The sequence below is a fragment of the Acinetobacter lwoffii genome, from assembly GCF_019343495.1.
Taxonomy (GTDB): Bacteria; Pseudomonadota; Gammaproteobacteria; order Pseudomonadales; family Moraxellaceae; genus Acinetobacter; species Acinetobacter lwoffii_P.
Window position 1 is genome coordinate 1,068,588 of sequence record NZ_CP072549.1, and the last position, 25,787, is coordinate 1,094,374.

Here is a 25,787-nt window from a genome sequence, read left to right on the forward strand (position 1 = left end):
CATGCTTTGCAAATCTTTATTTTTACCGTTTATTGTATGGTCGCCGTTAATTTAATCTGTCCTGCCTCATTATTTAGTTCCATTTTCTCGATACTTAGCCCCATTTGTGCCAGCTGAGTCAGGAAATTTGCCAGTACTGCATAATTTTCATGCATGACCGCCAATTGAATTTTTCCTTCCATTTGCTGGGAAGCCACCGACAATCCTTGCTGCTGTGCGACTCGCTGTACTTTCTCCGCTGCATCCAGTTGGGTGTCCCCAGCCGGTTTCATGGTTACTGCATTACTTTGCATCCAAACAATGGTATCTTTCAGCTGATTTAAGCGTTTTTGCTGGGTATCTGCCGCCTGATGCATATACCAGAGTGCAGAACCGACTGCTGCCACAATCACAAAAACAGTGGTAAAAATTACCATTACCCGTTCACGTACCGACAAGCTGTCCAGATAATCACTCAGTTTTTCAAAAGACTGATCCATACGATTTTGTAGCGCTTCAAGGCCTTTCATTATTGAATCCTCACCAGTCCGATCGCAGCTGTTCCGCTGGCCTGAATATTCCCCAGCTCCACCTTAAAACCTTGCTGGCTCAATTGCGTGGTCAGTGCATTTAACGTTTCTGATGAATTAGCCTTAAGCTCCATACTTAGCACAGAAGTATCATAATTTACCCGTTGTGCCACAATCTGATTTTGCATCAAGACAGGCCCCACCCGACTAATCAGCTGTAATGCATGCGTATCTGCAATCTGGCTTTGACGCAACTGCCCTTCAAACTGACTTTTGATATTCTGCTCAGTGACCGGATAATTTTGTCCAAACCAGTATTTAAACTGGTCAATGGCTTGCGCGGCAGTCTGATTCGCCACTTTTTTATATTGATACCAGCGCACAGCATCATAACTAAACTGCAATACCAAAATACCCAGAAAAACTGCCGCGCAGGCTTTCCAGTAACCGGAAATAGCACCATCAGATTTTGCTTTAGGCAATATATTAAACGGATGCTGTTTTGGTTTTTTCAGTACAGGAATACCATATTGGAAAGACTCCAGTTGCTCCTGAGTGATGAGTGCTTCAAGACTACGCAACTGCTCCTGATTCAGGTTGCTCACCTTATAGCTGAGGTCCTTGGACTGATAATCCAGATAAAGGCTTAGATCATCCAGCGACTGGCCGATATATTCCGACTCGCGCACCAGCAAACGTCCACCGATTTGCGCAATCACACGCTGATTGGCATCAGGAACCGGCAGCACCAAAAAGTCCGGTAACAAAGCTGCCAGCTTGACTGGGATCAGGCTTAAAGCATGTTGCAAGGTCTCAAGCGTAGAATTCGCAATCCCCATAATGCTGATCTGATCCGGCTGCTGAAAATGATGCAGCACTTTCATGGCATCTACCGGCAGCACCACGTATTCTTCGAGCAAATATTTAATGCCATCATTGCCCATTTTCTTATATTGGCTCTTGGGCAAGGTCTGCTGCAAAATTTGCACATGACGGCTCGGGAAAAATACCACCGCCTCTTCGCCATGATGAGCCTGTATATCCTGAATCAGCTGTTCTAATGTGTCCGCAGTGTTCCAGAATTCCCCAGTTGACCATTGCCAAACCCCATTGGCTTCTGGCATCCATAAATACAACATCAATTGTGTTCTGCCATTTTAATTAATTTTTTATAGTGTAGGAATAAAACTTTTAATCTGTGTGGATAAGCCCGGGGCAATCACCGCCTGATCATAAATACGTGCTTCTGCCAATGCATAGGGATGAAAAGATTCAGCCAGCAGAATGGAAGACATATGGGCCACCACATTCATATGACACACCACTACAATCGACTCATAAGGCAGTTGCGATAACCATTCCACTGCGACTTTGGCATCATCATCCGGTTTGATCGTATTACAGATCACCACCGGCACATCTTTAAAATACTGCTGCAAATGTGCCAGAGTTTCCTGCGCTCGCAACAACGGACTGACCACAAACACTTCAGGCTTAATCAGATCCTTTAAGAACTGCGCAGTTTGTTCAGCCTGTTGATGACCACGCTCCGTTAAAGGTCGCTTGGTGTCATTACCATTGACCGGTGGTGCGGCCTCGCCATGTCGAACTAAAGTCAGTTGCATTTGATTTCCTTATATTCTTTTGCCTGCATGATAAGCAGCGAATATGACAATTCGCAGACAGTCCCTGTGTTATAGATCAGACTTGATGATGTGGCAAGACAAATTCGACATCGCTACGATGACCGTTTTTCATCAATGACAAGGCAATATTGAGTGGCGGCGCACCTTCAAAAATCACATCATACAAGGCCGAAGTAATCGGCATATACACATCGAGTTCTTCCGAACGTGCCTTGACCTGCAAAATGGTATTAATCCCTTCTGCCGTTTGACCCAGTTCAGTTGTTGCCTGCTCCAAAGTCTTACCTTTACCAAGCGCATAACCCACCTGATAATTACGGCTGAGCGGGCTGCTACAGGTTGCAAATAAATCACCCACACCTGAAAGCCCAAGAAAGGTCAGCGGATTGGCACCGAGTTTTACTGCAAAACGGCTCATTTCGGCCAAAGCACGGGTCAGGATCATACTCTTGGTATTTTCACCCACGTTATACGCAGCGGCCATGCCCATCGCGACAGCATAAATATTTTTTAATGCGCCCCCGAGCTCTACGCCATGCACATCATCACTGGCGAATACGCGGAACAAGGCACTATGTAAGGCTTGTTGTACCGCATAACGCACCAGCTCGGATTGGCTGGCAATCACGGTTCCTGCTGGCTGTCCTGCCACAATTTCTTTGGCTAAATTCGGTCCTGATAACACGCCATAAGGCACTTCAGGCAACACTTCACGAATAATATCGCTCATGAAACTAAAGGTTTTGGCTTCAATACCCTTGGTCAGCGAGATCACGGCTTGCGAGGTAATAAAAGGTTTGATTTGCTGCAAGACATCCCGGAAAGAATGGCTCGGAATAGCGACTAAAATAATATCTCGATCACGCACAGCCTGTTCTAGTTCTGACACCGCCAGCAGATTTTCTTCTAACTTAAAGTCTGGCAAATAGCGTTTATTGATATGCGTGACATTAATATCTGCCGCAACTGCTTCATCACGAATCCAGATCATGGTATTGCAACCATTACGCACTGCAGTATTGGCCATTGCAGTACCGAAGCTGCCCCCACCCAATACCGTGACTCTTAAAGCTGTCTTATGATCAACTGCAACCGGTTCTACCAGTTTTGAGAAATTTAATTCTGACATCTTATTTTTTAATATCCTGTTATACCGTGCCAACTAGCTGTTCTGGTTCCAATAACTTACAAAATCACTGGTTCGAATCTCTGCACGTGCTGGAATTGCTTTTGCTGCAGTGCCAATATAAATAATCCCCGAGACCAGATCGTCTTTTGAAATCCCCAATGCCTGCTTAAACAGACCAGACTCGACTACAGCACCACTACGCCACATGGTCGAGAAACCCTGAACCTGAAGTGACAACAGAAAATTTTGAATAGCTGCGCCTGAACTCAGGATTTGCTCAAAATGCGGAACTTTAGGATGATCCTGCAAACGCGTTAAGGCAAGCACCAATAAAGGTGCACGAAATGGATGATTCTTGACCCGCTCAATCTGCGCTGTTTCAGTTTCACCCAAATCGACGAGCGCCTGTGACAGCAACTCTCCAAAAGCTTCACGCTGATGATCTGGAACCACCACAAATGTGGTCGGCTTGAGCCGATGATGATCGGGTGCAGTTAATGCTGCCTGAAAGGCTTTTTCCAGTTGTTCTGCATTCGGTGCCGGTGCCAGCAGATGACCAATCGATTGCCGTTGGTGAATATTTTGATGAACGATGTCAATCGCAGATTCCGTCATTGCCTTGTATATCTACACTTAAAAAACCATACTCAAGATTAGCATATTCAAAGAAAAATACGCTAGAAACTTCATAGGGATTCAGCACGCTCATCACCACTCGAAAATAAACTTGTTTGGTTTTTCAATCCCGTACTGCTCTATTTTTCACCTAACTCACATAGAGCTACACCAAAAATTGCCAAACCTATACAACAGCTACAAAATCTGCGCTGCTTGCTGTGTTGAAATATTCAGCATCGTATTTACTTGAGATTTCATGATGAAAAAAACAATCGCTTTCAGCGGATTAGCTATTTCCGCATTACTGCTTACTGCCTGTGCCTCAAATCCGACTGCATTGGCAGTGCAAAAGGAAAATAACCAGTATGAGGTGACCGGATTAGGTAAAAATCAACTGACCTCGAAAAACAATGCGATTACTGCGGCCAATAAAGCCTGTGGCTCTCGATCAACCCCCATTATTGTGGATGAAAAGACAGCTTATAACGGCGCTTTAAAAGGCGTAGTCGATGAACAAACAGGTCAGATGATTCAGGCAGCCGCCACTGTCCTTGGCAATATCGCAGGTACCAATACTGGTTTAAACCAGAATGATGATTATCAGACGGTGCTTACATTCCGCTGTCAGGCCAAATAAGCCTTAAACCATAGCGCAATAAAAAACCGCTCTTCAAGAGCGGTTTTTCTATGGTCTGGATTAACAATAACCTTCCAGACGGGTCAAAGGCAATTTTTGCCCAATGGCTTTTTCAATTTCTGGCAGATAGAACGCATCATCCTCTGCAAGGAAACTGATACTCACACCGCTGGTTCCCGCACGACCGGTACGGCCAATACGATGCACATAATCATCCGACTGTTCCGGCAAGGTGAAGTTCACCACATGCGATACACCATCGACATGGATACCACGACCTGCAACATCCGTTGCAATCATAATATTATGTTTACCATTTTTGAACTGATCCAGCATTTTCAGACGTTTGTCTTGAGCAATCTCGCCCGACAACATTACCACCTTATAACCATCACGTTTTAAATGATCATAAAGTTTGCGCACCTGATCACGACGGTTGGCAAAAATCATGACTTTTTCAATCGGCTCATCACGTAGGATTTCTTGCAATAATTTATATTTGTCCGCCTTGGCGACCATATAAACCCGCTGCTCGACATCGGCATTGGTTTTCTTTTCCGGTTCAATTTCAACTGTAACCGGTTCAAATAACCATTGCTGCGCAAGATTCAATACATCGTAGCTAAAAGTAGCAGAGAACATCAGAGTCTGACGTTGTTCTTTACGCGGCGAGAAACGTACAATGCGCTTTACTGAAGGAATAAAGCCCATATCCAATAGGCGGTCGGCTTCATCAATGACCAAAAATTCAATCTGATCCAACCAGACTTCTTTTTGTTCTACAAAATCGATCAAACGCCCCGGTGTAGCCACCATAATATCGACAGGCGCTTTATTCAGCTGGTTCTTTTGCTTGTCAAAATCCACACCACCCAGCAAGGTCACCACATTGAGACCAGCATATTTCGCCAGATCCTGTGCATCGCTTTCGATCTGTAACGCCAGTTCACGGGTCGGTGCCAAAATCAGCGCGCGTGGCTCACCACGATAGCGTTGTTCCTGAATCGGATTATCTAATAGATCATTCATGATACTAATTAAAAAGGCAGCAGTTTTACCTGTACCTGTCTGTGCACGGCCAATGGCATCATGTCCTGCCAGCGTGAATTTTAAAACCTTCTGCTGGATAGGCGTCATGGTGGTAAAGCCTAAAGCATCAATCGCTTTTTTTAGATTGGGATGTAAATTTAAGGTTTCAAAACCAGATGACATAAAGCGGTGCTCTAATTGGGTAATCACTAAGATAGGGATAGTATAAACAAAAAACGCCCCAAGTTATATTGGAGCGTTTTCTTTTTAGCTTAATCCGAAGATTAGTCTAATGGTTGAACTTCTTCAGCTTGAAAGCCTTTTTGGCCTTTAACAACACTGAATTCAACACGTTGGCCGTCACGAAGTGAACGGTGACCGTCACCTTGGATAGCACGGAAATGAACGAATACGTCATCGCCGCCGTTACGTTGAATAAAGCCGAAGCCTTTAGTATCGTTAAACCACTTAACTACGCCTTGTTCGCGAGCAGCTGTCATAAGTTAATCCTCATTGAAACTAAAAGAAGGACCACCCGGTGTTGCAAACAGCAGAGCAAACAAGTTTGAAAATATTATTTTTAAGCTTGTAATCATTCTGTAAAACTATCAACAAAATCCCGGTTACATCCATTTATGTAATAGGGTGAAAAACAATCACTTTGTTTATTCAAAGTCCCAAATACGCAACGAGCTTAACATGGGTTTATCACAATTAATAGATTTTTTTTAGCATGTTCTGTTTGATTTAGTTATTTTTTTCATGAAAATTGTCAAAAGACTTTATAAAGTCATTTAGATCTTCTTTTTCTTAAACTAGTTTGGTTCTGGCATCATATTTGCTACTATTTATAGCCTTTTCTGCTACCTAAATGAAACCGTAATGCTCGAAGATCCAGCGCATTTCAGCCTTATAGACGCCATGGGAAAACCGTGCCCGATGCCGCTATTAATGTTAAAGCGCGCATTAAAGGCCGGAAATCAGAAAACATTCCTGCTGAAATCATCTGATCCGCATAGCCAGACGGATGTCAGCCGCTATTGTCAGCTGCATCAGCTCAAGCTTGAATTTAAAAAAATTTCTGATACAGAGTTTCACTACTTAATTGAATCTTAAAAAATTTCAATTAAACTGTTGATCCTCACTTTCGTATACTTTTTTACATTTCTCTACCCAAATATCCATTATTTGTGGAGAGATTGGATTAAGATAAAACCTAGTTTAGGGTTATCCCGCACTTCAAGGAGAACACATGAGTGACAGCCGCAATCAGTTGATGCCCCTGTCATTATCGGCGCCAGGTGTCAACCTCGGTGCTTATATCAGCACTGTCAATCAGATTCCGATTTTAACAGCCGAACAAGAAAAAGAGTTGGCTGAACGCTATTACTATGACCAAGATTTAGATGCAGCGAAAATGCTGGTCATGTCGCACTTGCGTTTTGTGGTACATATTGCGCGTAGTTATGCAGGTTATGGTCTGCCACAAGGTGACCTGATTCAGGAAGGCAACCTGGGTCTGATGAAAGCTGTGAAACGTTTTGACCCGAATATGGGCGTACGTTTGGTGTCATTTGCCGTGCACTGGATCAAGGCGGAAATTCACGAATACGTGATCCGTAACTGGCGTATCGTGAAAATCGCCACCACTAAAGCGCAACGTAAACTGTTCTTTAATCTGCGCAGCCTGAAGAAATCATCGAAAAAGTTGACGCTCGCAGAAGCACAGTCTATTGCGAATGATTTAAATGTCACACCAGAACAAGTACTGGAAATGGAAGGCCGTCTGACGGCGTATGATGCGGCTTTTGATGCATCAAGCGATGACGATGATGAAGGTTCCACCCATGTGGCACCAGCGTTATATCTTGAAGATAATCGTTATGACCCGGCTCGTCTGATTGAAAATGAAGACTATGAGGAGCAAAGCACCTCTGCCCTGCATGAAGCCATGGATCAGCTAGATGATCGTTCACGTAATATCTTGCAGCGTCGCTGGCTAGATGACGAGAAATCGACCCTGCATGAGCTTGCAGCCGAATATAATGTTTCTGCGGAACGTATTCGTCAGCTGGAAAAAAATGCCATGGAAAAAATTAAAGTGGCGATGTCATCCAATTAACACCAAATTCTGTTACTGATTTACCTCGAAAAAGCCTTCTTTGATGAAGGCTTTTTTATGTCCGCATTTTGAATTTATGCTAAGGTTGAGCGCAAACTTTATCAGGAAGATCAATTCAAATGTGGATTGCGATTTCAGCACTTAATTTGGCACTTGCAGTCATGCTCGGTGCTTTTGGTGCACATGGTTTAAAAGCGCGGGCGACTGAAGCACAGCTCGGCTGGTGGCAAACGGCAACGGATTATTTTTTCTATCATGCCTTAGGACTACTCATTCTTTCTTTACTGGCGAAAGTCATCCCTGCATTGCCCATTCAATGGAGCTTCGGTCTGATTCAGGTCGGCATTTTACTGTTTTCTGGCTCACTGTATATCATGGCCTTAGGATTACCCCGCGGTTTAGGTGCTATTACGCCCATCGGCGGGGCTTTAATGATTGCCGGATGGTTAATTCTGGCCTGGAATGCTTTAAAATACGCCAGATAAGTTTGAACAACACTTAATCATGGAGGGTTGCTAGAATGATGATTTACATCAATGGCGAACAACAGGAAACTCACTGCAAGAATCTGCTGGAACTGATTCAGAGTATGGCGCTTGAGGGTAAGCGTTTTGCAGTTGAAGTCAATGAAATGATTATTCCTAAAAGCAGATTGGGCGATACGCCAATTTGCGATACAGACAAAATAGAAATTATTCACGCGGTCGGTGGCGGCTAATACTCGGGACAATTATGCAAGATTTATTACAGATTGGTTCACGCCAATTCCAGTCACGCCTTTTGGTAGGCACGGGCAAATACAAAGATTTAAATGAAACTCAGCAGGCCATTGAAACCAGTGGTGCAGAGATTGTCACTGTCGCTATTCGCCGGGTCAATATTGGCCAAGATCCTGACCAGCCGAATCTGCTATCAGTGATTCCTCCGGAAAAATATACCATTTTGCCGAATACTGCAGGTTGCTTCGATGCCAATAGTGCCGTCCGCACCTGTATGCTGGCGCGTGAGTTGCTCGATGGCCACAATCTGGTCAAACTTGAAGTTTTAGGTGATGAAAAAACGCTTTATCCAAACGTGACTGAAACATTGAAAGCCGCTCGCACCTTGATTGACGATGGCTTTGAGATCATGGTTTATACCTCGGATGATCCGATCGTGGCGCAAGAGCTGGAAAGCATGGGCTGTGTCGCGATTATGCCACTGGGTAGCCTGATTGGTTCTGGTCTGGGCATTCTGAATCCACACACCCTGTCAATCATCAAGGAAAATGCCAAGGTCCCGGTTCTGGTCGATGCCGGTGTCGGTACAGCCAGTGATGCTGCGATTGCGATGGAACTGGGCTGTGACGGCGTACTCATGAATACAGCGATTGCAGCTGCACAAAATCCGGTATTAATGGCATCTGCGATGAAAAAAGCCGTTGAAGCAGGCCGAGAAGCTTTTCTTGCAGGCCGTATGCCGCGCAAGCGTATGGCCAATGCCAGCTCACCGGAAACCGGCTATTTCTTTAAATAAATTTTCATGAACAAAAATAAAGGACTCAATTGAGTCCTTTATTTTTGTTTTTAGTTAAGGAATCAGACCTTCATCACGCATAGCAATCTGTACAGACTGACGTTCTGCCACTTTATTACGGATATGAATAATATTTTTATATGGACTCAAATCATGCTCAATCTGGTTCGACCAGTTGGTCAAGACAAATAGATAGGCATCCGCAGGCCCAAAGTTATCATCCACCAGATAATCATTGTCCGATTCACCGATAGCTTTATCGATATAACTCAATAGTCGATCAATCTCTGCATAGGCTTTTTTCTTTTCATCTTCGGATAACTTGCCACCGAAGAACACCGCATAGGCATCATGTAGTTCAGAGTTCAGATAACCTAACCATTCCAGCACTTTGGCACGTCCCATGCCCGATGGTGGAATCAGATCTTGTTTTGGATCGTGTTGAGCAAGAAACGGTAGAATTGCAACATTTTCTGTCAGGATCAGACCAGGGTTAATTTCTAACGCTGGTACATAGCCTTTAGGATTAACTTCGTAATAATCCGTACCTTTTTCTGTTTTATGTGTTTTTAAATCAACACGTTCCAAATCAAAATCGACATTAATTTCATTTAAAATAATATGTGCTGCCAGTGAGCAGGCACCTGGTGAATAGTAAAGCTTCATTTCTGATCCTTGTTATACACTTCTCAATGTTTTAAATCGCTTCTAACAAACTTTCAAGTGATCAAACCTGTAAATTGCAAAAAAGCGTAACTGTCACCTCAGGGCAGTTACTCATTCAATATTCAGGATATTCTGGGCTTTTGCAAGTCAATCTTGTGTAGATTTTTATCTCTATCTGTTTAACATACACAGGTTTTCAAAATATAGATGATATTTCGTGATTAGCCTGAAAAAAGAAGAATGGTTTTCTAATATCCGCACAGATGTATTGGCAGGCCTGGTGGTGGGACTGGCCCTGATTCCTGAATCAATTGCCTTCTCTGCCATTGCCGGTGTCGATCCGCAAGTCGGTTTATATGCCTCTTTCTGCATTGCGGTATCCATTGCCTTTTTTGGCGGTCGTCCTGCCATGATCTCGGCGGCTACAGGTGCAATGGCGCTTTTGATGATTACCTTGGTAAAAGAACATGGTCTGCAATATCTGCTGGCTGCCACAATTCTGACCGGCATCATTCAGGTCATTGCCGGTTATTTTAAAGTCGCTAAATTAATGCGTTTTGTATCTCAGGCTGTGGTCTATGGATTTTTAAATGCCTTGGCGATCCTGATATTTGTGGCACAAATCCCGGAAATCAACCAGATGGATAGCACCGGTTATCTGTTTATTGCGATTGGTCTGGCGATTATTTATCTGTTTCCTTATATCCCTAAAATCGGTAAAGCCATTCCCTCACCTTTAATCTGTATTATAGTTTTAAGCGGGCTAGCGCTGTTGTTGGGTGCAGATATGCGTACCGTGAGCGATCTGGGGCAATTCCCGGATACTTTGCCAGTATTCCTGATTCCAGAAATTCCACTCAATCTGGAAACCTTGCAAATTATCCTGCCTTATTCCTTTACCTTGGCGACTGTCGGTTTGCTGGAAAGCATGATGACCACTACGGTCATTGATGAAGTGACCGGAACTGAAGGTGACCGTCATCAGGAATGTCGTGGTCAGGGTATGGCCAATATTGTCAGCGGCTTTATGGGCGGGATGGCCGGTTGTGCCATGATCGGCCAGTCAATTATCAATGTGTCTTCAGGGGCACGTACCCGTTTATCGACTCTGGTCGCTGGCGTGTTTCTGCTGTGTCTCGTGGTTTTTTTGAAAGACTGGCTGGCTTATATCCCAATGGCAGCTCTGGTTGCGATCATGATTATGGTGGCATTTACCACCTTTCAATGGGGAGCAATCAAGCAATTCAGCAAACATCCGCTAGAATTTAATACCGTGATGATTGCCGTGATTATTGTCGTGCTTGCCACTCATAATCTGGCGCTTGGTGTATTTGTCGGCGTATTGCTCTCTGCCCTGTTCTTTATTAATAAACTGGAAAGAACCGTACATGTCTATACGCATTTGAATTCGGCTCATTCACGCAGCTACTTTATTTCTGGACAGATATTCTTTAGCAGTTCAGAGAAGTTCTATCAGTTCTTTGATTTTAAAGAGAAGCTTGAGCATGTCGAACTGGATCTGACCCATGCGCATATTTGGGACGTGACTTCGGTCAATATGCTGAATAACGTGATTCAGAAGTTTAAAGCCCAAGGGATAGATGTAAGGGTGATTGGTTTGAATGAAGCCAGCAGTACATTGATCGACCGTTTTAGTAGCTGATGAACGATGATTAATAAAAGAGCCTCAATTGGCTCTTTTATTTTATCTGGAAGATCTTGCCGATTTTTATGGAGAAATACCGAGAAAAGTTTGACTTGCTCGGCTCAGGACTTAAAATACCGCATTCTGAATTTTTAGATTTGCCAAAGTTATGTCGAACGATCAATTAGACCAGCAAGTCGTGGAGCTGGAAAACTTAAGCGAGCACCGTGAAATCGTGACGTTTATGCGCCGCTCAATGCCGCTGAATACCTCTCAACGTACTGCGCTTGAACAATATGGTCACTTAATTTTGGAATATCCAGTCGGTGATTTGCGTCAGCACTTTGAACATCCTGAACGTCCTTTGACTGTAGAAATTGGTTTTGGTATGGGCCGTTCACTGGTATTGATGGCCAAAGCTAATCCTGAACGTAACTTTGTCGGAATTGAAGTCCATGTACCTGGAATTGCGCAGTGCGTGTATGAAGCAGGTGTTGAAGGCCTAACGAACTTACGTGTGCTGGATGCTGATGCAATTCAGGTATTACGTGAAATGCCAGACAATAGTATTAATGCAGTTCAGTTATACTTCCCTGATCCATGGCAGAAAAAACGTCATTTTAAACGCCGCTTTGTTTCGCATGACCGTATGCCGCTGGTGGAGCAAAAGCTGGAGCTTGGCGGAACTTTCCATGCTGCAACGGACTGGGAACCGTATGCGGAATGGATGATAGAAGTATTGGAAGAACGTCCACGTCTGGAAAATCTGGCGGGCAAAGGCAATAGCTATCCTCGTCCGGAATGGCGTCCACAAACCAAGTTTGAACGTCGCGGGATTGAAGCAGGTCACAAGATTAATGATTTTATCTTTAAGAAAATTTCTTAATCTAAGACTCAAAAAAAGCGCTGATTATTCAGCGCTTTTTTATGGGAAAAATTTGGCTTTGAACCCTGCTTCGTAGATAAATTATCAGCTTCTTCATTTCTGATGACGCGTGAGAATCTGCTGGCTCAACAACTGATAGACATTTTGTAAATCTTCTCGCTGCATATTGGCTAACATCTGCTGATGCATATTCAAGATATTCTGATCACCACGCATCGCTGGGCCGGTCTGCATTTGTTTGGGATCATTCTGAGTGGCTTTATTGGCAGTTTCCAGCATTAAGGGATACAACAAACTGAAATCGACCTGTTGTACATCCACCACCTGCTTGGCCATGTCATAACAGTAATTGGCAAAATTACAGGCAAATACCGCTGCAAGATGCAAACTGAGACGTTGACTGGAACTATAAGTATAAACACGATTGCTTAGGCTATTTGCCAGTTCTAATAACAGGATTTGGTCCTGTTCATTCACCGCTTCAATCAACAGTGGCGTCTGCTGCCAATCAATCTGGCGTTCGAGACTAAAGGTCTGTAAAGGATAAAATACGCCTGCACGCGCATGCACATTTTTCAGTAAATTGAGATGGGTGCTGCCAGAGGTATGTACGATCAGATTCTGCTGTAGATACGGATGAATCTGTTCAATGACGTTGGCAATCGACTGATCACTAACCGCGATAATGACCAGATCCACCTCATGATCCAGCTGTTCAGGCTGAGCGATGGCCTGAGCGTTGAATTGCTCAGCCAGTTGCTGTGCTTTTTCTAGGGTTCGACTGTAGATCTGTACGATCTCATGTTGTGCTGACAATACAAGGGCAAGATGATATGCCACTCGCCCTGCCCCAATCATACTGATCCGCATCTGCTGTTCTTCCTGATAAATTACGCACAGCATGCCAATAAATAAAGATTGAGGCAATTGGCCTTGATGTTTCGAATAGACTTTAGAACTTTCGCAGGGTCAGAATCTGTTCACTTCGACCAAAAGGTCCATGAACATCATGCAGAATCCCGCTGGTCAGACCAATACCATCTTCACCATATTGCTGCACCACTTCCAGTCCCAGCCATTTACCCTGCGGCAGACGGTGCATATGAATCTGCAGGTCCAGATTCGGAAATCCCCAACCGGAATTCGGGTCTTGACGTGGCACGATGCCATTGGCCGTATCGACCATACCAAGCAAACGGCTAAAGTCTGTCGTCGGTTGGCCTTCTACCATGTCCAGCGAATTTCTTAACCAGACAATGCCCTTGCCTGCACGATGGTCGGCATGTGCCCGGGTTTCAATACTCTGGATATAACCGCCTGGCCAGCAACGCATACCCTCCCAAATAGGTAAATATTCTGGACTTTCGATCGGAAAGTCTTCCACTCCGGCAATGGCCTTGGTATCTGAAGTTAGCATTCTCCAGGCACGTGCCACAATGCAGGTTTTCCCATTGGCACACATTTCAGCTTCAACCAGTTCGATGGTTTTACCCGGACGGATCATGCGCGTGGTAATTGAAAACTCACCAAAGGCTATCAGGCCAAAAATATCCAGCCCGACCCGACCAATACGCATGTCAGCACGTGGCTGAAACTGTTCCAGTTCGACGCATAGAATACCGGTGGCTGGCGCCATGTGCTGCTCATGCGGATTCCATGCACCTTGTGCATGAATATTAGAACTATAATAGGCCGTGGTACTGCCATCTGCATGCTGTTCGCGCTGAATAAAACTGTAATATGCCGACATTGTTTTAATACTTCCCTGAATATTCTCTTAAACTTTAGAATTTGCAAAAAGTTCTTTGATCTTTATTTTCGTATCAAAAAGCCATGATAATTCATGATTTGACAATAAATCTTGCACTGTTTAAATCCGACTTTGGTTAAAAGCGCTGTAAAATTTTGTGCAGATAACAAGTGAAAATCCTGCTCCAAGCGTTCAACCATCTTGTTACTTTGCACCACGCTTAACCCTGTCTGTTGTGCCAGCTTCTGCATAATTTTGATGTCTTGCTGATCTTCGGGTTGCATCAGGTCATAGGTCAATGCAAGACCATTGGTTTTAAGACACTGCTGGATAGCCTGAAAAAATCCGTTTTTTTCGGAATTTGAAATGAAATGTGCCACCAGAATGGCTAACGCAGCATCAAACGTATCTGGCTGATTCAAATCTTGAATCATACTTTGGACGAATTTCACCCTTTGTCGATCTATAGAATTCAGATTTTTACTGGCCTGTTTCAGCATGGCTGCTGATGGATCAATTGCAGTAAAGGTCCAGTCTGGATGTTGCTCTAATAAATACGACAATTCATAACCTGTTCCGCAACCCACTATTAATATATGTGCGGTTTCTGGGAGTTCAGTGCTGAGAATTGCTTCAATCTGCTGATGCACCAGTTCATAACCGGGAATCAGTTTACGGATATGATCGTCATAACTGACGACCACGACTTCACTGTGAAAGTTTTTTGCCATATTTTTACTCTAAATCTATGCACGAATCTAAAACTCAGGCGGGTATTTAGATAGATTGAATATTTAAATCTTGTAGCTTGATCTTATTTACTGTTTTCTTGAAATTTGATCATAGACCCGGCGACATGGATGTCGCCATTTTGCTGAGGGACATGGAAGTCCCTTCAGCAAAATAAAGGGATTTTGCTTACTTTTGGCCCATCAAAAGTAAGAAAAGCCTAAACATTGATATCGAAACCGTTATACAAATGGAGGCAATGCATGCATTAAATACTGCTTTGCCCCATTTAAGAATCGCATCAATACAATTTAAGCAATCTCTTTCAAGTTCAGCTCTTCACGCATAAATTCACGCAATTTGAACTTCTGCGCCTTACCGGAAGCCGTCATTGGAAATTCCTGGAAGAAACGCACATAACGTGGCACTTTATTGTGAGAAATATGCTCCTTACAATACTGACGGATGGTTTCTTCAGTACATGGATCATTTTCATGCAGGATGATGCAAGCACAAAGTTCCTCACCATATTTATGGTCTGGCACACCGATCACCTGTACATCTGAAACGGCAGGATGGGTATAAAGGAAATCTTCGATTTCTTTCGGGAACAGGTTTTCTCCGCCACGAATGACGACATCCTTGATTCGACCCTTGATTTTCACAAAGCCTTCATCATCCATTTCAGCGATATCACCGGTATGCATCCAGCGTGCAGCATCAATCACTTCCTGAGTTTTGTCCTGGTCTTCCCAGTAACCGAGCATGACGGAATAACCGCGTACACATAGCTCGCCCAATTGACCGCGTGGAACCACCTTGCCATTTTCATCGACAATTTTAACTTCCAGATGCGGATGTACCCGGCCAACCGTACTAACACGTCGCTCGACACTGTCTGCCGTTGAGCTTTGTGCACTCACTGGCGCAGTTTCGGTCATGCCATAACAAATCGTGATTTCAGACATATGCATGCGTTCAATCACGCGCTGCATAATTTCCTGCGGACATGGACTACCCGCCATAATCCCGGTACGCAGACTGGACAGGTCAAATTCGTCAAACTGTTCATGCTCAAGAATGGCGATAAACATGGTTGGCACACCATAAGCCGCGGTACATTTTTCCTGCTGAATGGCTTTCAAGGTTTCCAGCGGATTAAATACAGCTGATGGATAGATCATGGCAGAACCATGCGTAATACAGGCCAGATTACCCATCACCATACCAAAGCAGTGAAATAAAGGAACTGAAATACAGACACGATCTTCTGGACCTAAATGAATCGCTTCACCGACAAAATACCCATTATTTAAAATATTATTATGGGTCAGCATGGTGCCTTTCGGATTGCCCGTGGTGCCCGAGGTAAACTGGATATTAATCGTTTCATCGAACTGCAATTCACTGGAGATCTGTTGCAGTTGTTCCAGCTCTTGTTCGCTAGGCGAGCTTAGTAAATCCTGAAAACGGTGGATGCCAGTATGCTGCTGATCATCAATTTTAATCACATGCTTTAAATGTGGGAGTCGCTCTGCATTGAGAAATTTAGTTTCAGTCTGCATCAGCTCAGGTGCAATTTTAGTCAGAATTTCCTGATAGTCTGTCGTCTTAAACTGCGCTGCAATCACCAGTCCCTTACAAGAGACTTTATTCAGCACATATTCAAGCTCGTTGCTTTTATAAGCTGGATTTAAATTCACCAGAATAATGCCTGCCTTGAAGGCTGCAAACTGGGTAATGGTCCATTCCACACAGTTCGGCGACCAGATCGCCAGACGGTCACCTTTTTGCATACCCAGTTTCAGCAGCTGACAGGCAAAGGCATTGACCTGATCCTGTAGCTGCCGGTAACTGAGGCGTATGTCCTGATGCAGACTCACCACTGCATCACGTTCTGCATACTGCTCGCAAGCCTGATCAAATTTTTCACCAATCGTCATGCCCAATAAAGGCTGACTGCTGGTTCCATAGGCATAGCTTAACCGTACTTGTGTCATTGAATCGATCTCCTTGATTCTTTGTAATTCTGATTTTCAACTTTACTAATTGTTTTATGACCACGACGACCTTGTCTGTGTACCGGTTTTTTGTGCGTTTATGCTTGTAAATTTTCCTCCTGTCCACGTACTGCGTTGACACAAAAATCGGCAATCTGTTTGACAAAGTGATCCTTATACTTCTGATCAAACATGACATTTCGGGACGGATTTAAAGGTTCAATCACGACAAAGGTCATGGCACCAACCACGCCCAATGCTGCCGTATTCAAATCTTCAAATTCGAATTCTCCATTGACCTTTCCTTCGGCCAGAATTTCCTTAATGCTCTGCTTGAGCAGCTGCTTACTGCGAAAACGCTCATGTTCCATTTCCGGATCAACCGGTTCGAACATCAGTGAATACGCCAATTGGGGGCTATTCATGGCACGCTTGACAAAAGTTGTAACAGATTTTTGCAATTTCAGTTTTGGCGATAAATCTGACTCGGCAATATGGTTCAGAATTCCGACTTCATGCTGAATCGCGGCCGACAAAACCTCAATTAAAATCTGGCTTTTGCTTTCGAAATATCGATAGACCAGCCCTGTAGAAACGCCTGCGCGTTCTGCAATCGCCTGAATCGATGCCTCCTTCAAGCCCCCTTGAATAATCAGTTCACGAGCAGATTCCAAAATCGACAGGCGATTTTGTTCCATTCGTTCCTGCATCAATGATGATCTTTTATAACTCATAAAATTAATCTCAACAAGATAAAATGAATTGTAAATCATTTTGTGAATATAGATTCACTTTTTTATTTTTTCGTTGTATGTTAAAACCACAAGCACAACAACAATGCTTTTTTGGACACAACAAATATAACCTCAGGATGGATGAAGAATGAATTTACAAAGCTTGGATTTCGGTTTGGATGAAACTCTAATAGCGCTTCGTGATTCAGTGGCCGCATTTTGCGCCAAAGAAATTACCCCGATTGCTCAACAAGTTGACCGTGACAACGAGTTCCCTGCTCACCTTTGGAAAAAATTTGGCGAGATGGGCCTGCTCGGGCTTACAGTCAGTGAGGAATATGGCGGTTCAAATTTTGGTTATCTGGCGCACATCATTGCCATGCAGGAAATTTCCCGTGCTTCTGCATCCATTGGGCTGTCCTATGGCGCACATTCTAACCTATGTGTAAACCAAATTAAGCGAAATGGTACTGAAGAACAGAAACAGCGTTATCTGCCTAAACTGATTTCAGGTGAATATGTCGGTGCCTTAGCAATGTCTGAACCGAATGCAGGCTCGGATGTGGTGAGCATGAAACTGAAAGCAGAAGACAAAGGCGATCACTACCTGTTGAATGGTTCAAAAATGTGGATCACCAATGGTGGCGATGCCGATGTATTGGTGGTCTATGCAAAAACCGATTTGCAAGCCGGTGCCAAAGGCATGACTGCGTTTCTGGTCGAGAAAAATATGCCAGGTTTCAGCCATGGCACGCATTTGGACAAACTGGGTATGCGCGGTTCCAATACTTATCCGCTGTTTTTTGACAATGTCGAAGTACCGAAAGAAAACGTCATGGGTGGCGTCGGCAATGGTACCAAAGTGTTAATGAGTGGGCTGGATTACGAGCGGGCTGTATTGAGTGCTGGCCCACTGGGGATTATGGATGCCTGTATGGATACCGTGATTCCATATATTCATGACCGTAAACAGTTTGGCCAGGCTCTCGGTGAATTCCAGCTGATGCAGGGCAAAATTGCCGACATGTATTCGACCTGGTTGGCATGTAAGGCCTTGGTGTATGCCGTAGGCGCTGAATGTGACAAGGCCGAACATAGCCGTAGCCTGCGTAAAGATGCTGCCAGTGCCATTTTATATGCTGCTGAAAAAGCGACCTGGATGGCGGGTGAAACCATTCAGACTTTAGGTGGTAACGGTTATATCAACGAGTTTGCTGCAGGCCGTTTATGGCGCGATGCCAAACTGTATGAAATTGGCGCCGGTACTTCAGAAATCCGCCGCATGCTGATTGGCCGTGAACTTTTCAACGAAACAGCCTAAATCTTAACACTTAGAATAAAACAAGGATGTTCGTCATGAATCAGTTATCGAGCAAAATCAATATACGTAGTGAAGAGTTTAAAACCAACCAGACTGCCATGCTGCAACTGGTGGATGACCTAAAACAGAAAGTTGAAAAAATTGCTTTGGGTGGCGGCGAAACTGCCCGCCAAAAACATCTGGACCGTGGCAAGCTGTTACCACGTGAACGGATTAATCACCTGATTGATCCAGGAACCGCTTTTCTGGAAATTGGTCAGCTGGCTGCCTATCAGGTGTATCAGGATGATGTGCCTGCCGCAGGTGTGGTCGCTGGTGTTGGTCAGGTCAACGGTGTGACCTGCATGATCATCGCCAATGATGCTACGGTGAAAGGCGGTACTTATTATCCATTAACAGTGAAAAAGCATTTACGTGCCCAGGAAATTGCCGAACAGAACCAGCTGACTTGTATTTATCTGGTGGATTCAGGTGGTGCATATTTGCCTTTACAGGATGAAGTATTTCCAGACCGCGATCACTTCGGCCGTATTTTCTACAATCAGGCACGTATGTCGAGCCAAGGTATCGCCCAGATTGCAGTGGTGATGGGTAGCTGTACTGCCGGTGGGGCTTATGTTCCTGCCATGTCAGATGAAACCATTATTGTCCGCAATCAGGGCACGATCTTCCTCGGCGGTCCTCCTCTGGTTAAGGCAGCTACTGGTGAAGTGGTGTCCAGTGAGGATCTCGGTGGTGGTGATGTGCATACCCGTTTGTCTGGCGTGGCTGATCATCTGGCAGAAAATGATGAACATGCGCTTGCGATTGCCCGCAACATCGTGGCCAACCTGAACAAAAAGCCAAACAAGACCGCAGATGAAATCGAAGCGCCGCTGTTTGACAGTTCGGAACTGTACGGCATTGTGCCGAGTGACGCGCGCAAGCCTTTTGATATCCGTGAAGTGATAGCGCGTATTGTCGATGGCTCACGTTTTGACGAGTTCAAGGCACGTTTCGGCACTACCCTGGTGACCGGTTTTGCCAAGCTCTATGGCATGCCGGTCGGGATTATTGCCAATAATGGCATTCTATTTTCCGAGTCTGCCCAAAAAGGCGCACATTTTATTGAACTGTGTACCCAGCGCAATATTCCGCTGATTTTCCTGCAAAATATTACCGGCTTTATGGTCGGCCGCCAGTATGAAAATGAAGGCATTGCCAAAAATGGTGCGAAGCTGGTGATGGCCGTCGCCAATGCCAATGTACCGAAACTGACTCTAGTGATTGGCGGTTCTTTTGGTGCAGGCAACTATGGTATGTGTGGACGCGCTTACTCGCCACGCTTTATGTGGACCTGGCCAAACTCGCGTATTTCAGTGATGGGCGGTGAACAGGCCTCCAGCGTCTTGTCGACCTTAAAACGTGACCAGATTGAGCAAAAAGGCGGAACTTGGTCAGCTGAAGAAGAAGACCAGTTTAAACAGCCGATTCGTGACCAGTACGAACGCCAAGGCCATCCTTATTATGCGTCTTCGCGTTTATGGGATGATGGTGTGATTGATCCAGCGCAATCGCGTGAAGTACTAGCCTTGAGTCTGGCTGCAGCCCTGAATGCGCCCATCCAGCCAACCAAATTCGGCGTGTTCCGCATGTAAGAGGTGACAAAATGACATATCAATTTTTACAGCTCGAACAGCAGAATCAGGTGGCAACGGTTTGGATTAACCGTGCTGAACTGCACAATGCCTTTAATACTCAAGTCATTGAAGAACTGCATGCTTGCTTCCAGTCTTTAAATAACCGTGATGATGTACGCGTGGTGATTCTGGCGGGTCGTGGCAAAAGCTTCTCGGCCGGTGCTGACCTGAACTGGATGAAACAGGCCGGTCAGGCATCACAGGCAGACAATGAGGCGGATGCGCTCAAACTGGCGAAAATGCTGCAAAGTCTGGCAACCTTGAAACAGCCGACCATTGCCCGGGTACATGGTATTGCGTTTGGCGGCGGCATGGGTCTGGCTTCGGCCTGTGATATTTGCGTGGCCAGTACCGATGCCAAGTTTGCGACGTCGGAAGTACGTTTAGGTCTGGCACCTTCGACCATCAGCCCGTATGTAATTCGTGCAATTGGTACACGTCAAGCTTCACGTTATTTCCTGACTGCCGAGCGGATTACTGCTGAACAGGCCAAAAGCATTGGTCTTGCGCATGAAGTCACTACACCAGAACAGCTCGACAGCAAAATTGATGAAATTGTGGAAGCACTTTTACTGGGTGGTCCTGCCGCACAGAGCGCATCGAAACAGTTGATTCAACTGGTTGACCAACAGGTATTGACCGAAGATTTACTGCTTAAAACAGCACAGCATATTGCCCATATTCGCCAGGGAGATGAGGCGAAAAATGGACTGAATGCATTTTTGAACAAACAAAGCCCGGCTTGGATCAAGACCACGGCATAACAACGAGAAGGATCCTACAATGTTTGAGAAGATTTTAATTGCCAACCGTGGTGAAATTGCCTGCCGTGTGATTCGTACAGCGAAGAAATTAGGAATTGCCACCGTTGCCGTCTATTCCGATGCTGATGCGCAGGCACAACATGTGAAACTGGCCGATGAAGCGATCTATATTGGTGAATCGCCAGCAGCACAAAGTTATTTGCAAATTGATCGCATTATTCAGGCAGCCAAAAACACTGGTGCCCAGGCGATTCACCCCGGTTATGGTTTCCTGTCCGAAAATGACCAGTTTGCCTTGGCCTGTCAGGACAACAATATTGTCTTTATTGGCCCGCCAGTCGATGCCATTCTGGCAATGGGTCTGAAAGCCACCTCTAAAGCCCTGATGGAAAAAGCCGGTGTGCCTTTAACCCCCGGCTATCATGGTACCAATCAGGATGCCGACTTCCTGAAACAGCAGGCAGACAATATTGGTTATCCGGTATTGATTAAAGCCAGTGCCGGCGGTGGCGGTAAAGGCATGCGTCTGGTGGAACGCAGTGAAGATTTCCTGAGTTCACTGGCATCTTGTAAAAGTGAAGCACGTTCAAGTTTTGGCAATGAAGACGTTCTGATTGAACGCTATGTGATTCAGCCACGTCATATTGAAGTGCAGGTGTTTGGTGATACCCACGGCAATTATGTACATCTGTTCGAACGTGATTGCTCGGTACAGCGCCGTCACCAGAAAGTGCTGGAAGAAGCGCCTGCACCGAAAATGCCGGAAGACAAACTTGAGGCGATGCGTCAGGCGGCAATCGATGCTGCGCGTGCAGTGAACTATGTCGGTGCCGGTACAGTCGAGTTTATCGTGGAGCAAGACGGCACAGCTTACTTCATGGAAATGAACACCCGTCTTCAGGTTGAACATCCGGTGACTGAAATGATTACCGGACAGGATCTAGTGGAATGGCAATTGCGCGTGGCTTTTGGTGAACCTTTACCGAAGCAGCAGCATGAATTGCAGATTCATGGACATGCACTCGAAGCCCGTGTTTATGCCGAAGAACCGGAAAAAGGCTTTATTCCTGCGATTGGTCAGATCAGCTACCTGCATTATCCAGAGCAAAATGACCATGTCCGTGTCGATAGCGGTATTGTCGAAGGCGACGAGATCAGCACCTATTATGATCCGATGATTGCCAAACTGATTGTCTGGGGCAAAAACCGTGAAGCAGCCCTAACCCAGATGCACCATGCACTGGGTCAGTTCCATGTTGATGGTCTGGGTAACAATATTGCTTTTCTAGATCGCCTGGTGCTGTGTGACTCGTTTAAAAATGCACATTTAGATACTGGCCTGATTCAGCGTGAAGAGGAATTCCTGCTCAAACCTTCTGCGGATATCAGTGCCGAACTGGTGGTCAGTGCCGCACTGATTGAACTCCTGGCACGTCAAGCACAGAATCCCGTTCCAAGCAATCCGGTGTGGCAGCAAAAAGCATTCTGGCGCTTGAACCAGCAAAATAGCCATACAGTGCAATTACAACGCAATGGCATTAACCTGAAAATTCAGTTCAGCACCCAAGATCAAGGCTTTGTTGCCAGCTATAACGGTCAGCAAATTCAGATTCAGGGTCAACTCGTCGATGCCCATACTTTAGCCTTGCAACTGGTGGGTAAACAGCAAAAACTGGCTTTTAGCCAGAGTGAGCAAGGCATTACCCTGTTCCAGAATGGTCAAAGCTATAAGTTTAATTACCTGAAGTCTGATTTTAATAATCAGGATGAACAAGGCACGGAAAATAACCTGATCGCACCAATGCCAGGTGTCATTACCCAGGTGCTCGTGGCAGCCAATGACAAAGTCAAAAAAGATGATGTGCTGATGACGCTGGAAGCCATGAAGATCGAATACTCGATTCGCGCACCGCATGACGGCATCATCGCAAGCTCATATTTCCAGAAGGGTGATCAGGTTAAAGCCGGTGATGAACTGGTCGAGTTCCAGCCGCTGGCGGAGGAAGTGGCATGACGGATTTTGTCAAAATCGTAGAAGTCGGGCCACGCGATGGCCTGCAAAATGAAAAAACACCTTTGAGATTGGATGACCGGAAAAACCTGATTCTGGACCTGATGAAAACCGGTCTACAGTCCATCGAAGTCGGCTCCTGCGTTTCAGCCAAATGGGTACCGCAAATGGCAGACAGTGATGTGCTCTTTGCCAGCCTACCCCAAGATCCGAATATTCAGTTCAGTCTGCTGACCCCAAATCTGAAAGGTTTTGAATCGGCACTGGCTGTGGGTTGCAAAGAAGTCGCGGTATTTACCGCTGCTTCTGAAAGCTTTACCCGCAAAAACATCAACTGCTCGATTGATGAAAGTTTTGAGAAGTTTGCCGATGTCATGGCAGCCGCCAAAGCCAATGACATTAAGGTGCGCGGCTATGTCTCCTGCATGGTGGACTGTCCTTATGAAGGTGCCATTGATCCGAAACAGGTGGTTAAAGTCACCCAGCGTTTGCTGGAGATGGGCTGCTACGAAGTGTCATTGGGTGAAACCATTGGTACAGCAACACCGGATCGGGTGAAAAATGTCTGGGAGGCTTGTCTGGCTGAACTTGATGCTAAAGTTTTGGCAGGCCATTTTCATAATACTTACGGCATGGCGATTGCGAATATCTACCAGTCGCTATCGCAAGGCATTCGCGTATTTGATTCCTCCATTGCCGGCTTAGGTGGCTGCCCTTATGCCCAAGGTGCATCTGGCAATGTCTCGACCGAAGACCTGTATTACCTGCTCTCGAATATGGGCTTTGAAACCGGTATTCAGCTGGATGCACTGATGCAGGCCAGCCGTAATATCAGTGAAGTCTTGCAGCGCAATAATCCATCCAATTATGCCAATGCCTATTGGCAAAAAGCCTGTGCTTAACAATAATCATGCTTGAGCAAAATAAACTTAAGCAACCCATAAGGATATAAACAGCAGATTTAAGTCTGCTGTAATAACAATAGAGGTGACAAGATGTCAAACAAGGTTTATGACAGCGCTCAATCCGCCTTAAAGGATGTGGTGCAAGATGGTCATACTCTGGCTGTCGGTGGTTTCGGCCTATGTGGTATTCCAGAAGCTTTGATCACGGCCCTAAAAGAAACTGGTGCCAAAAATTTGACCTGTATTTCCAATAATGCCGGTGTAGACGGCTTCGGTCTGGGGCTTTTACTGGAAACAAAACAGATTAAAAAAATGATCTCCTCTTATGTCGGTGAAAACAAGGAATTCGAACGTCAATATTTAAATGGCGAACTGGAAGTTGAGCTGACCCCACAGGGTACACTGGCAGAAAAATTACGTGCTGGCGGTGCCGGGATTCCGGCTTTTTATACGGCGACCGGTGTGGGTACGGTAATCGCCGAAGGTAAGGATGAACGTGAATTTAAAGGCAAGAAATATATCCTGGAAGAGTCTTTAACTGCCGATGTTGCGCTAATCAAAGCCTATAAGGCCGATAAAGCTGGCAACCTGATTTTCCGTAAAACCGCCCAGAACTTTAATCCGGTCTGTGCCATGGCGGGTAAAGTCACCATTGCTGAAGTTGAAGAAATTGTCGAGATTGGTGCGCTGGATCCGGACGAAATCCATCTTCCGGGAATTTATGTGAACCGGATAGTCCTGAATACTCAACCGGAAAAACGTATTGAACAGATGACCTTAAAGGCGGAGGCTTGATCATGGCTTGGACACGTAATGAAATGGCGCAGCGCGCGGCACAAGAGCTTGAAGATGGTTTCTATGTCAATTTAGGGATTGGCCTGCCGACGCTAGTCGCGAACTATATTCCGGAAAATATCAATGTCTGGCTGCAGTCGGAAAATGGTTTGCTGGGGATTGGCGAATTTCCAACTGCAGAAACTGTCGATGCCGACCTGATCAATGCCGGTAAACAGACGGTCACTGCACGAAAAGGTGCTTCATTTTTCTCAAGTGCCGACTCCTTTGCCATGATCCGTGGTGGTCATGTCAATATTGCCATTCTGGGTGCTATGGAAGTTTCAGAAACTGGTGATCTGGCCAACTGGATGATTCCAGGCAAAAAGGTCAAAGGCATGGGCGGTGCCATGGATCTGGTCGCGGGTGTACAAAAGGTCGTGGTCTTGATGGAACACTGCGCCAAAGATGGTACACCTAAGATAGTTCCAGAATGTAGTCTGCCGCTGACCGGCCAGGCTGTGGTGAATCGGATTATTACCGATCTCGGAGTACTGGATGTCACTCCTGATGGAATTCGACTGGTCGAACTGGCACCAGAGGTCAGTTTTGAAGAGATTCAAAAAGTCACGGGGGTAGCGCTACTACGTAACGCTGCCTGATCCAGCCAGCCCTTAAGAATGAAGCATCTTAAGGGCTTTTTTATATATAGCTGTTT

The 25,787-nt window shown here is 45.3% G+C and carries 28 protein-coding genes; 15 read left to right on the top strand and 13 right to left on the bottom strand.

Going from position 1 to position 25,787, the window contains the following annotated elements; all coding sequences use genetic code 11:
- Positions 1–29: 29 nt before the first annotated feature.
- The 5 genes from gspM to J7649_RS05075 all read right to left on the bottom strand — a co-directional run bounded on the left by gspM (position 30) and on the right by J7649_RS05075 (position 3,899).
- A complete protein-coding gene (gene gspM / locus J7649_RS05055) occupies positions 30–509 on the bottom strand; it encodes a type II secretion system protein GspM (protein ID WP_219309653.1) in 480 nt (159 codons plus the stop codon).
- A complete protein-coding gene (gene gspL, locus J7649_RS05060; protein ID WP_044112669.1) occupies positions 509–1,648 on the bottom strand; it encodes a type II secretion system protein GspL in 1,140 nt (379 codons plus the stop codon). Before gspL ends, gspM begins: the two co-directional genes overlap by 1 nt.
- Before the next feature lie 30 nt (positions 1,649–1,678).
- Positions 1,679–2,134 carry a phosphoglycerate mutase family protein gene (locus J7649_RS05065; protein WP_044112671.1) on the bottom strand — a complete coding sequence of 152 codons (456 nt, stop codon included), beginning with the start codon at positions 2,132–2,134 and terminating at the stop codon, positions 1,679–1,681.
- A 76-nt stretch (positions 2,135–2,210) separates the two neighbouring features.
- Positions 2,211–3,284 (bottom strand): NAD(P)H-dependent glycerol-3-phosphate dehydrogenase, encoded by a 1,074-nt coding sequence (locus tag J7649_RS05070; RefSeq protein ID WP_219309656.1) that lies wholly within the window; start codon positions 3,282–3,284, stop codon positions 2,211–2,213.
- A 33-nt stretch (positions 3,285–3,317) separates the two neighbouring features.
- Positions 3,318–3,899, bottom strand: a complete 582-nt coding sequence (locus J7649_RS05075; protein WP_219309659.1) for a nitroreductase family protein — start codon at positions 3,897–3,899, stop codon at positions 3,318–3,320.
- Between the two features lie 259 nt (positions 3,900–4,158).
- Here J7649_RS05075 and J7649_RS05080 point away from each other — a divergent pair, with 259 nt between their 5' ends.
- Entirely contained in the window at positions 4,159–4,539 is a 381-nt protein-coding gene (locus tag J7649_RS05080; protein ID WP_004646604.1) for a hypothetical protein, read from the top strand.
- Between the two features lie 60 nt (positions 4,540–4,599).
- Here J7649_RS05080 and rhlB read toward each other — a convergent pair whose 3' ends face one another.
- Together rhlB and J7649_RS05090 are read right to left on the bottom strand one after the other, a co-directional pair.
- Complete coding sequence (rhlB, locus tag J7649_RS05085; RefSeq protein ID WP_219309661.1) at positions 4,600–5,751, bottom strand: ATP-dependent RNA helicase RhlB; 1,152 nt, start codon at positions 5,749–5,751, stop codon at positions 4,600–4,602.
- A gap of 101 nt (positions 5,752–5,852) precedes the next feature.
- A complete protein-coding gene (locus J7649_RS05090) occupies positions 5,853–6,068 on the bottom strand; it encodes a cold-shock protein (protein ID WP_004280099.1) in 216 nt (71 codons plus the stop codon).
- 382 nt (positions 6,069–6,450) lie between these two features.
- Between J7649_RS05090 and J7649_RS05095 the strand changes: the two genes are divergently transcribed.
- From J7649_RS05095 to J7649_RS05115, 5 genes are all read left to right on the top strand, one after another.
- Positions 6,451–6,684, top strand: a complete 234-nt coding sequence (locus J7649_RS05095; protein WP_035335151.1) for a sulfurtransferase TusA family protein — start codon at positions 6,451–6,453, stop codon at positions 6,682–6,684.
- A 136-nt stretch (positions 6,685–6,820) separates the two neighbouring features.
- Entirely contained in the window at positions 6,821–7,690 is an 870-nt protein-coding gene (gene rpoH, locus J7649_RS05100) for an RNA polymerase sigma factor RpoH (protein WP_004280101.1), read from the top strand.
- A gap of 119 nt (positions 7,691–7,809) precedes the next feature.
- Entirely contained in the window at positions 7,810–8,175 is a 366-nt protein-coding gene (locus J7649_RS05105) for a DUF423 domain-containing protein (RefSeq protein ID WP_004280103.1), read from the top strand.
- Positions 8,176–8,210: 35 nt separating this feature from the next.
- Positions 8,211–8,408: a sulfur carrier protein ThiS gene (thiS, locus tag J7649_RS05110; RefSeq protein WP_004280105.1), complete on the top strand. Its 198-nt coding sequence runs from the start codon at positions 8,211–8,213 to the stop codon at positions 8,406–8,408.
- A 14-nt stretch (positions 8,409–8,422) separates the two neighbouring features.
- Entirely contained in the window at positions 8,423–9,205 is a 783-nt protein-coding gene (locus J7649_RS05115; protein ID WP_004646601.1) for a thiazole synthase, read from the top strand.
- Between the two features lie 54 nt (positions 9,206–9,259).
- Here the strand turns inward: J7649_RS05115 and J7649_RS05120 are convergent, their stop codons facing one another.
- Positions 9,260–9,871 carry a glutathione binding-like protein gene (locus tag J7649_RS05120; RefSeq protein ID WP_004280108.1) on the bottom strand — a complete coding sequence of 204 codons (612 nt, stop codon included), beginning with the start codon at positions 9,869–9,871 and terminating at the stop codon, positions 9,260–9,262.
- 217 nt (positions 9,872–10,088) lie between these two features.
- Here J7649_RS05120 and J7649_RS05125 point away from each other — a divergent pair, with 217 nt between their 5' ends.
- Both J7649_RS05125 and trmB read left to right on the top strand, forming a co-directional pair.
- Complete coding sequence (locus J7649_RS05125; RefSeq protein ID WP_219309664.1) at positions 10,089–11,534, top strand: SulP family inorganic anion transporter; 1,446 nt, start codon at positions 10,089–10,091, stop codon at positions 11,532–11,534.
- A gap of 151 nt (positions 11,535–11,685) precedes the next feature.
- Positions 11,686–12,402 (top strand): tRNA (guanosine(46)-N7)-methyltransferase TrmB, encoded by a 717-nt coding sequence (trmB, locus tag J7649_RS05130; RefSeq protein WP_219309666.1) that lies wholly within the window; start codon positions 11,686–11,688, stop codon positions 12,400–12,402.
- Positions 12,403–12,495: 93 nt separating this feature from the next.
- Here the strand turns inward: trmB and J7649_RS05135 are convergent, their stop codons facing one another.
- The 5 genes from J7649_RS05135 to J7649_RS05155 form a co-directional block, all read right to left on the bottom strand.
- Entirely contained in the window at positions 12,496–13,272 is a 777-nt protein-coding gene (locus J7649_RS05135; protein ID WP_219310055.1) for a Rossmann-like and DUF2520 domain-containing protein, read from the bottom strand.
- Between the two features lie 82 nt (positions 13,273–13,354).
- Positions 13,355–14,152 carry a thioesterase family protein gene (locus J7649_RS05140; protein ID WP_004646597.1) on the bottom strand — a complete coding sequence of 266 codons (798 nt, stop codon included), beginning with the start codon at positions 14,150–14,152 and terminating at the stop codon, positions 13,355–13,357.
- 62 nt (positions 14,153–14,214) lie between these two features.
- A complete protein-coding gene (locus J7649_RS05145) occupies positions 14,215–14,883 on the bottom strand; it encodes a class I SAM-dependent methyltransferase (protein ID WP_219309668.1) in 669 nt (222 codons plus the stop codon).
- Positions 14,884–15,192: 309 nt separating this feature from the next.
- Positions 15,193–16,881 (bottom strand): AMP-binding protein, encoded by a 1,689-nt coding sequence (locus J7649_RS05150; protein ID WP_219309671.1) that lies wholly within the window; start codon positions 16,879–16,881, stop codon positions 15,193–15,195.
- A 98-nt stretch (positions 16,882–16,979) separates the two neighbouring features.
- The gene (locus J7649_RS05155; RefSeq protein WP_005251442.1) at positions 16,980–17,615 is read right to left on the bottom strand and encodes a TetR/AcrR family transcriptional regulator; all 636 of its coding nucleotides are present in this window, start codon (positions 17,613–17,615) and stop codon (positions 16,980–16,982) included.
- A 148-nt stretch (positions 17,616–17,763) separates the two neighbouring features.
- Here J7649_RS05155 and J7649_RS05160 point away from each other — a divergent pair, with 148 nt between their 5' ends.
- From J7649_RS05160 to J7649_RS05190, 7 genes are all read left to right on the top strand, one after another.
- On the top strand, positions 17,764–18,936 hold the full coding sequence (locus tag J7649_RS05160) for an isovaleryl-CoA dehydrogenase (RefSeq protein WP_004646592.1): 1,173 nt from the start codon (positions 17,764–17,766) through the stop codon (positions 18,934–18,936).
- A 35-nt stretch (positions 18,937–18,971) separates the two neighbouring features.
- A complete protein-coding gene (locus tag J7649_RS05165; protein WP_004729985.1) occupies positions 18,972–20,573 on the top strand; it encodes a carboxyl transferase domain-containing protein in 1,602 nt (533 codons plus the stop codon).
- 11 nt (positions 20,574–20,584) lie between these two features.
- Positions 20,585–21,379, top strand: a complete 795-nt coding sequence (locus tag J7649_RS05170) for an enoyl-CoA hydratase/isomerase family protein (RefSeq protein WP_219309672.1) — start codon at positions 20,585–20,587, stop codon at positions 21,377–21,379.
- 19 nt (positions 21,380–21,398) lie between these two features.
- Positions 21,399–23,393, top strand: coding sequence for an acetyl/propionyl/methylcrotonyl-CoA carboxylase subunit alpha (locus J7649_RS05175; RefSeq protein WP_219309673.1), 1,995 nt, complete (start codon positions 21,399–21,401; stop codon positions 23,391–23,393).
- Positions 23,390–24,292 (top strand): hydroxymethylglutaryl-CoA lyase, encoded by a 903-nt coding sequence (locus tag J7649_RS05180; protein ID WP_219309674.1) that lies wholly within the window; start codon positions 23,390–23,392, stop codon positions 24,290–24,292. Before J7649_RS05175 ends, J7649_RS05180 begins: the two co-directional genes overlap by 4 nt.
- Before the next feature lie 93 nt (positions 24,293–24,385).
- Entirely contained in the window at positions 24,386–25,090 is a 705-nt protein-coding gene (locus J7649_RS05185; protein ID WP_219309675.1) for a CoA transferase subunit A, read from the top strand.
- A 2-nt stretch (positions 25,091–25,092) separates the two neighbouring features.
- A complete protein-coding gene (locus J7649_RS05190; RefSeq protein WP_219309676.1) occupies positions 25,093–25,731 on the top strand; it encodes a CoA transferase subunit B in 639 nt (212 codons plus the stop codon).
- The last annotated feature ends 56 nt before the right edge of the window (positions 25,732–25,787 follow it).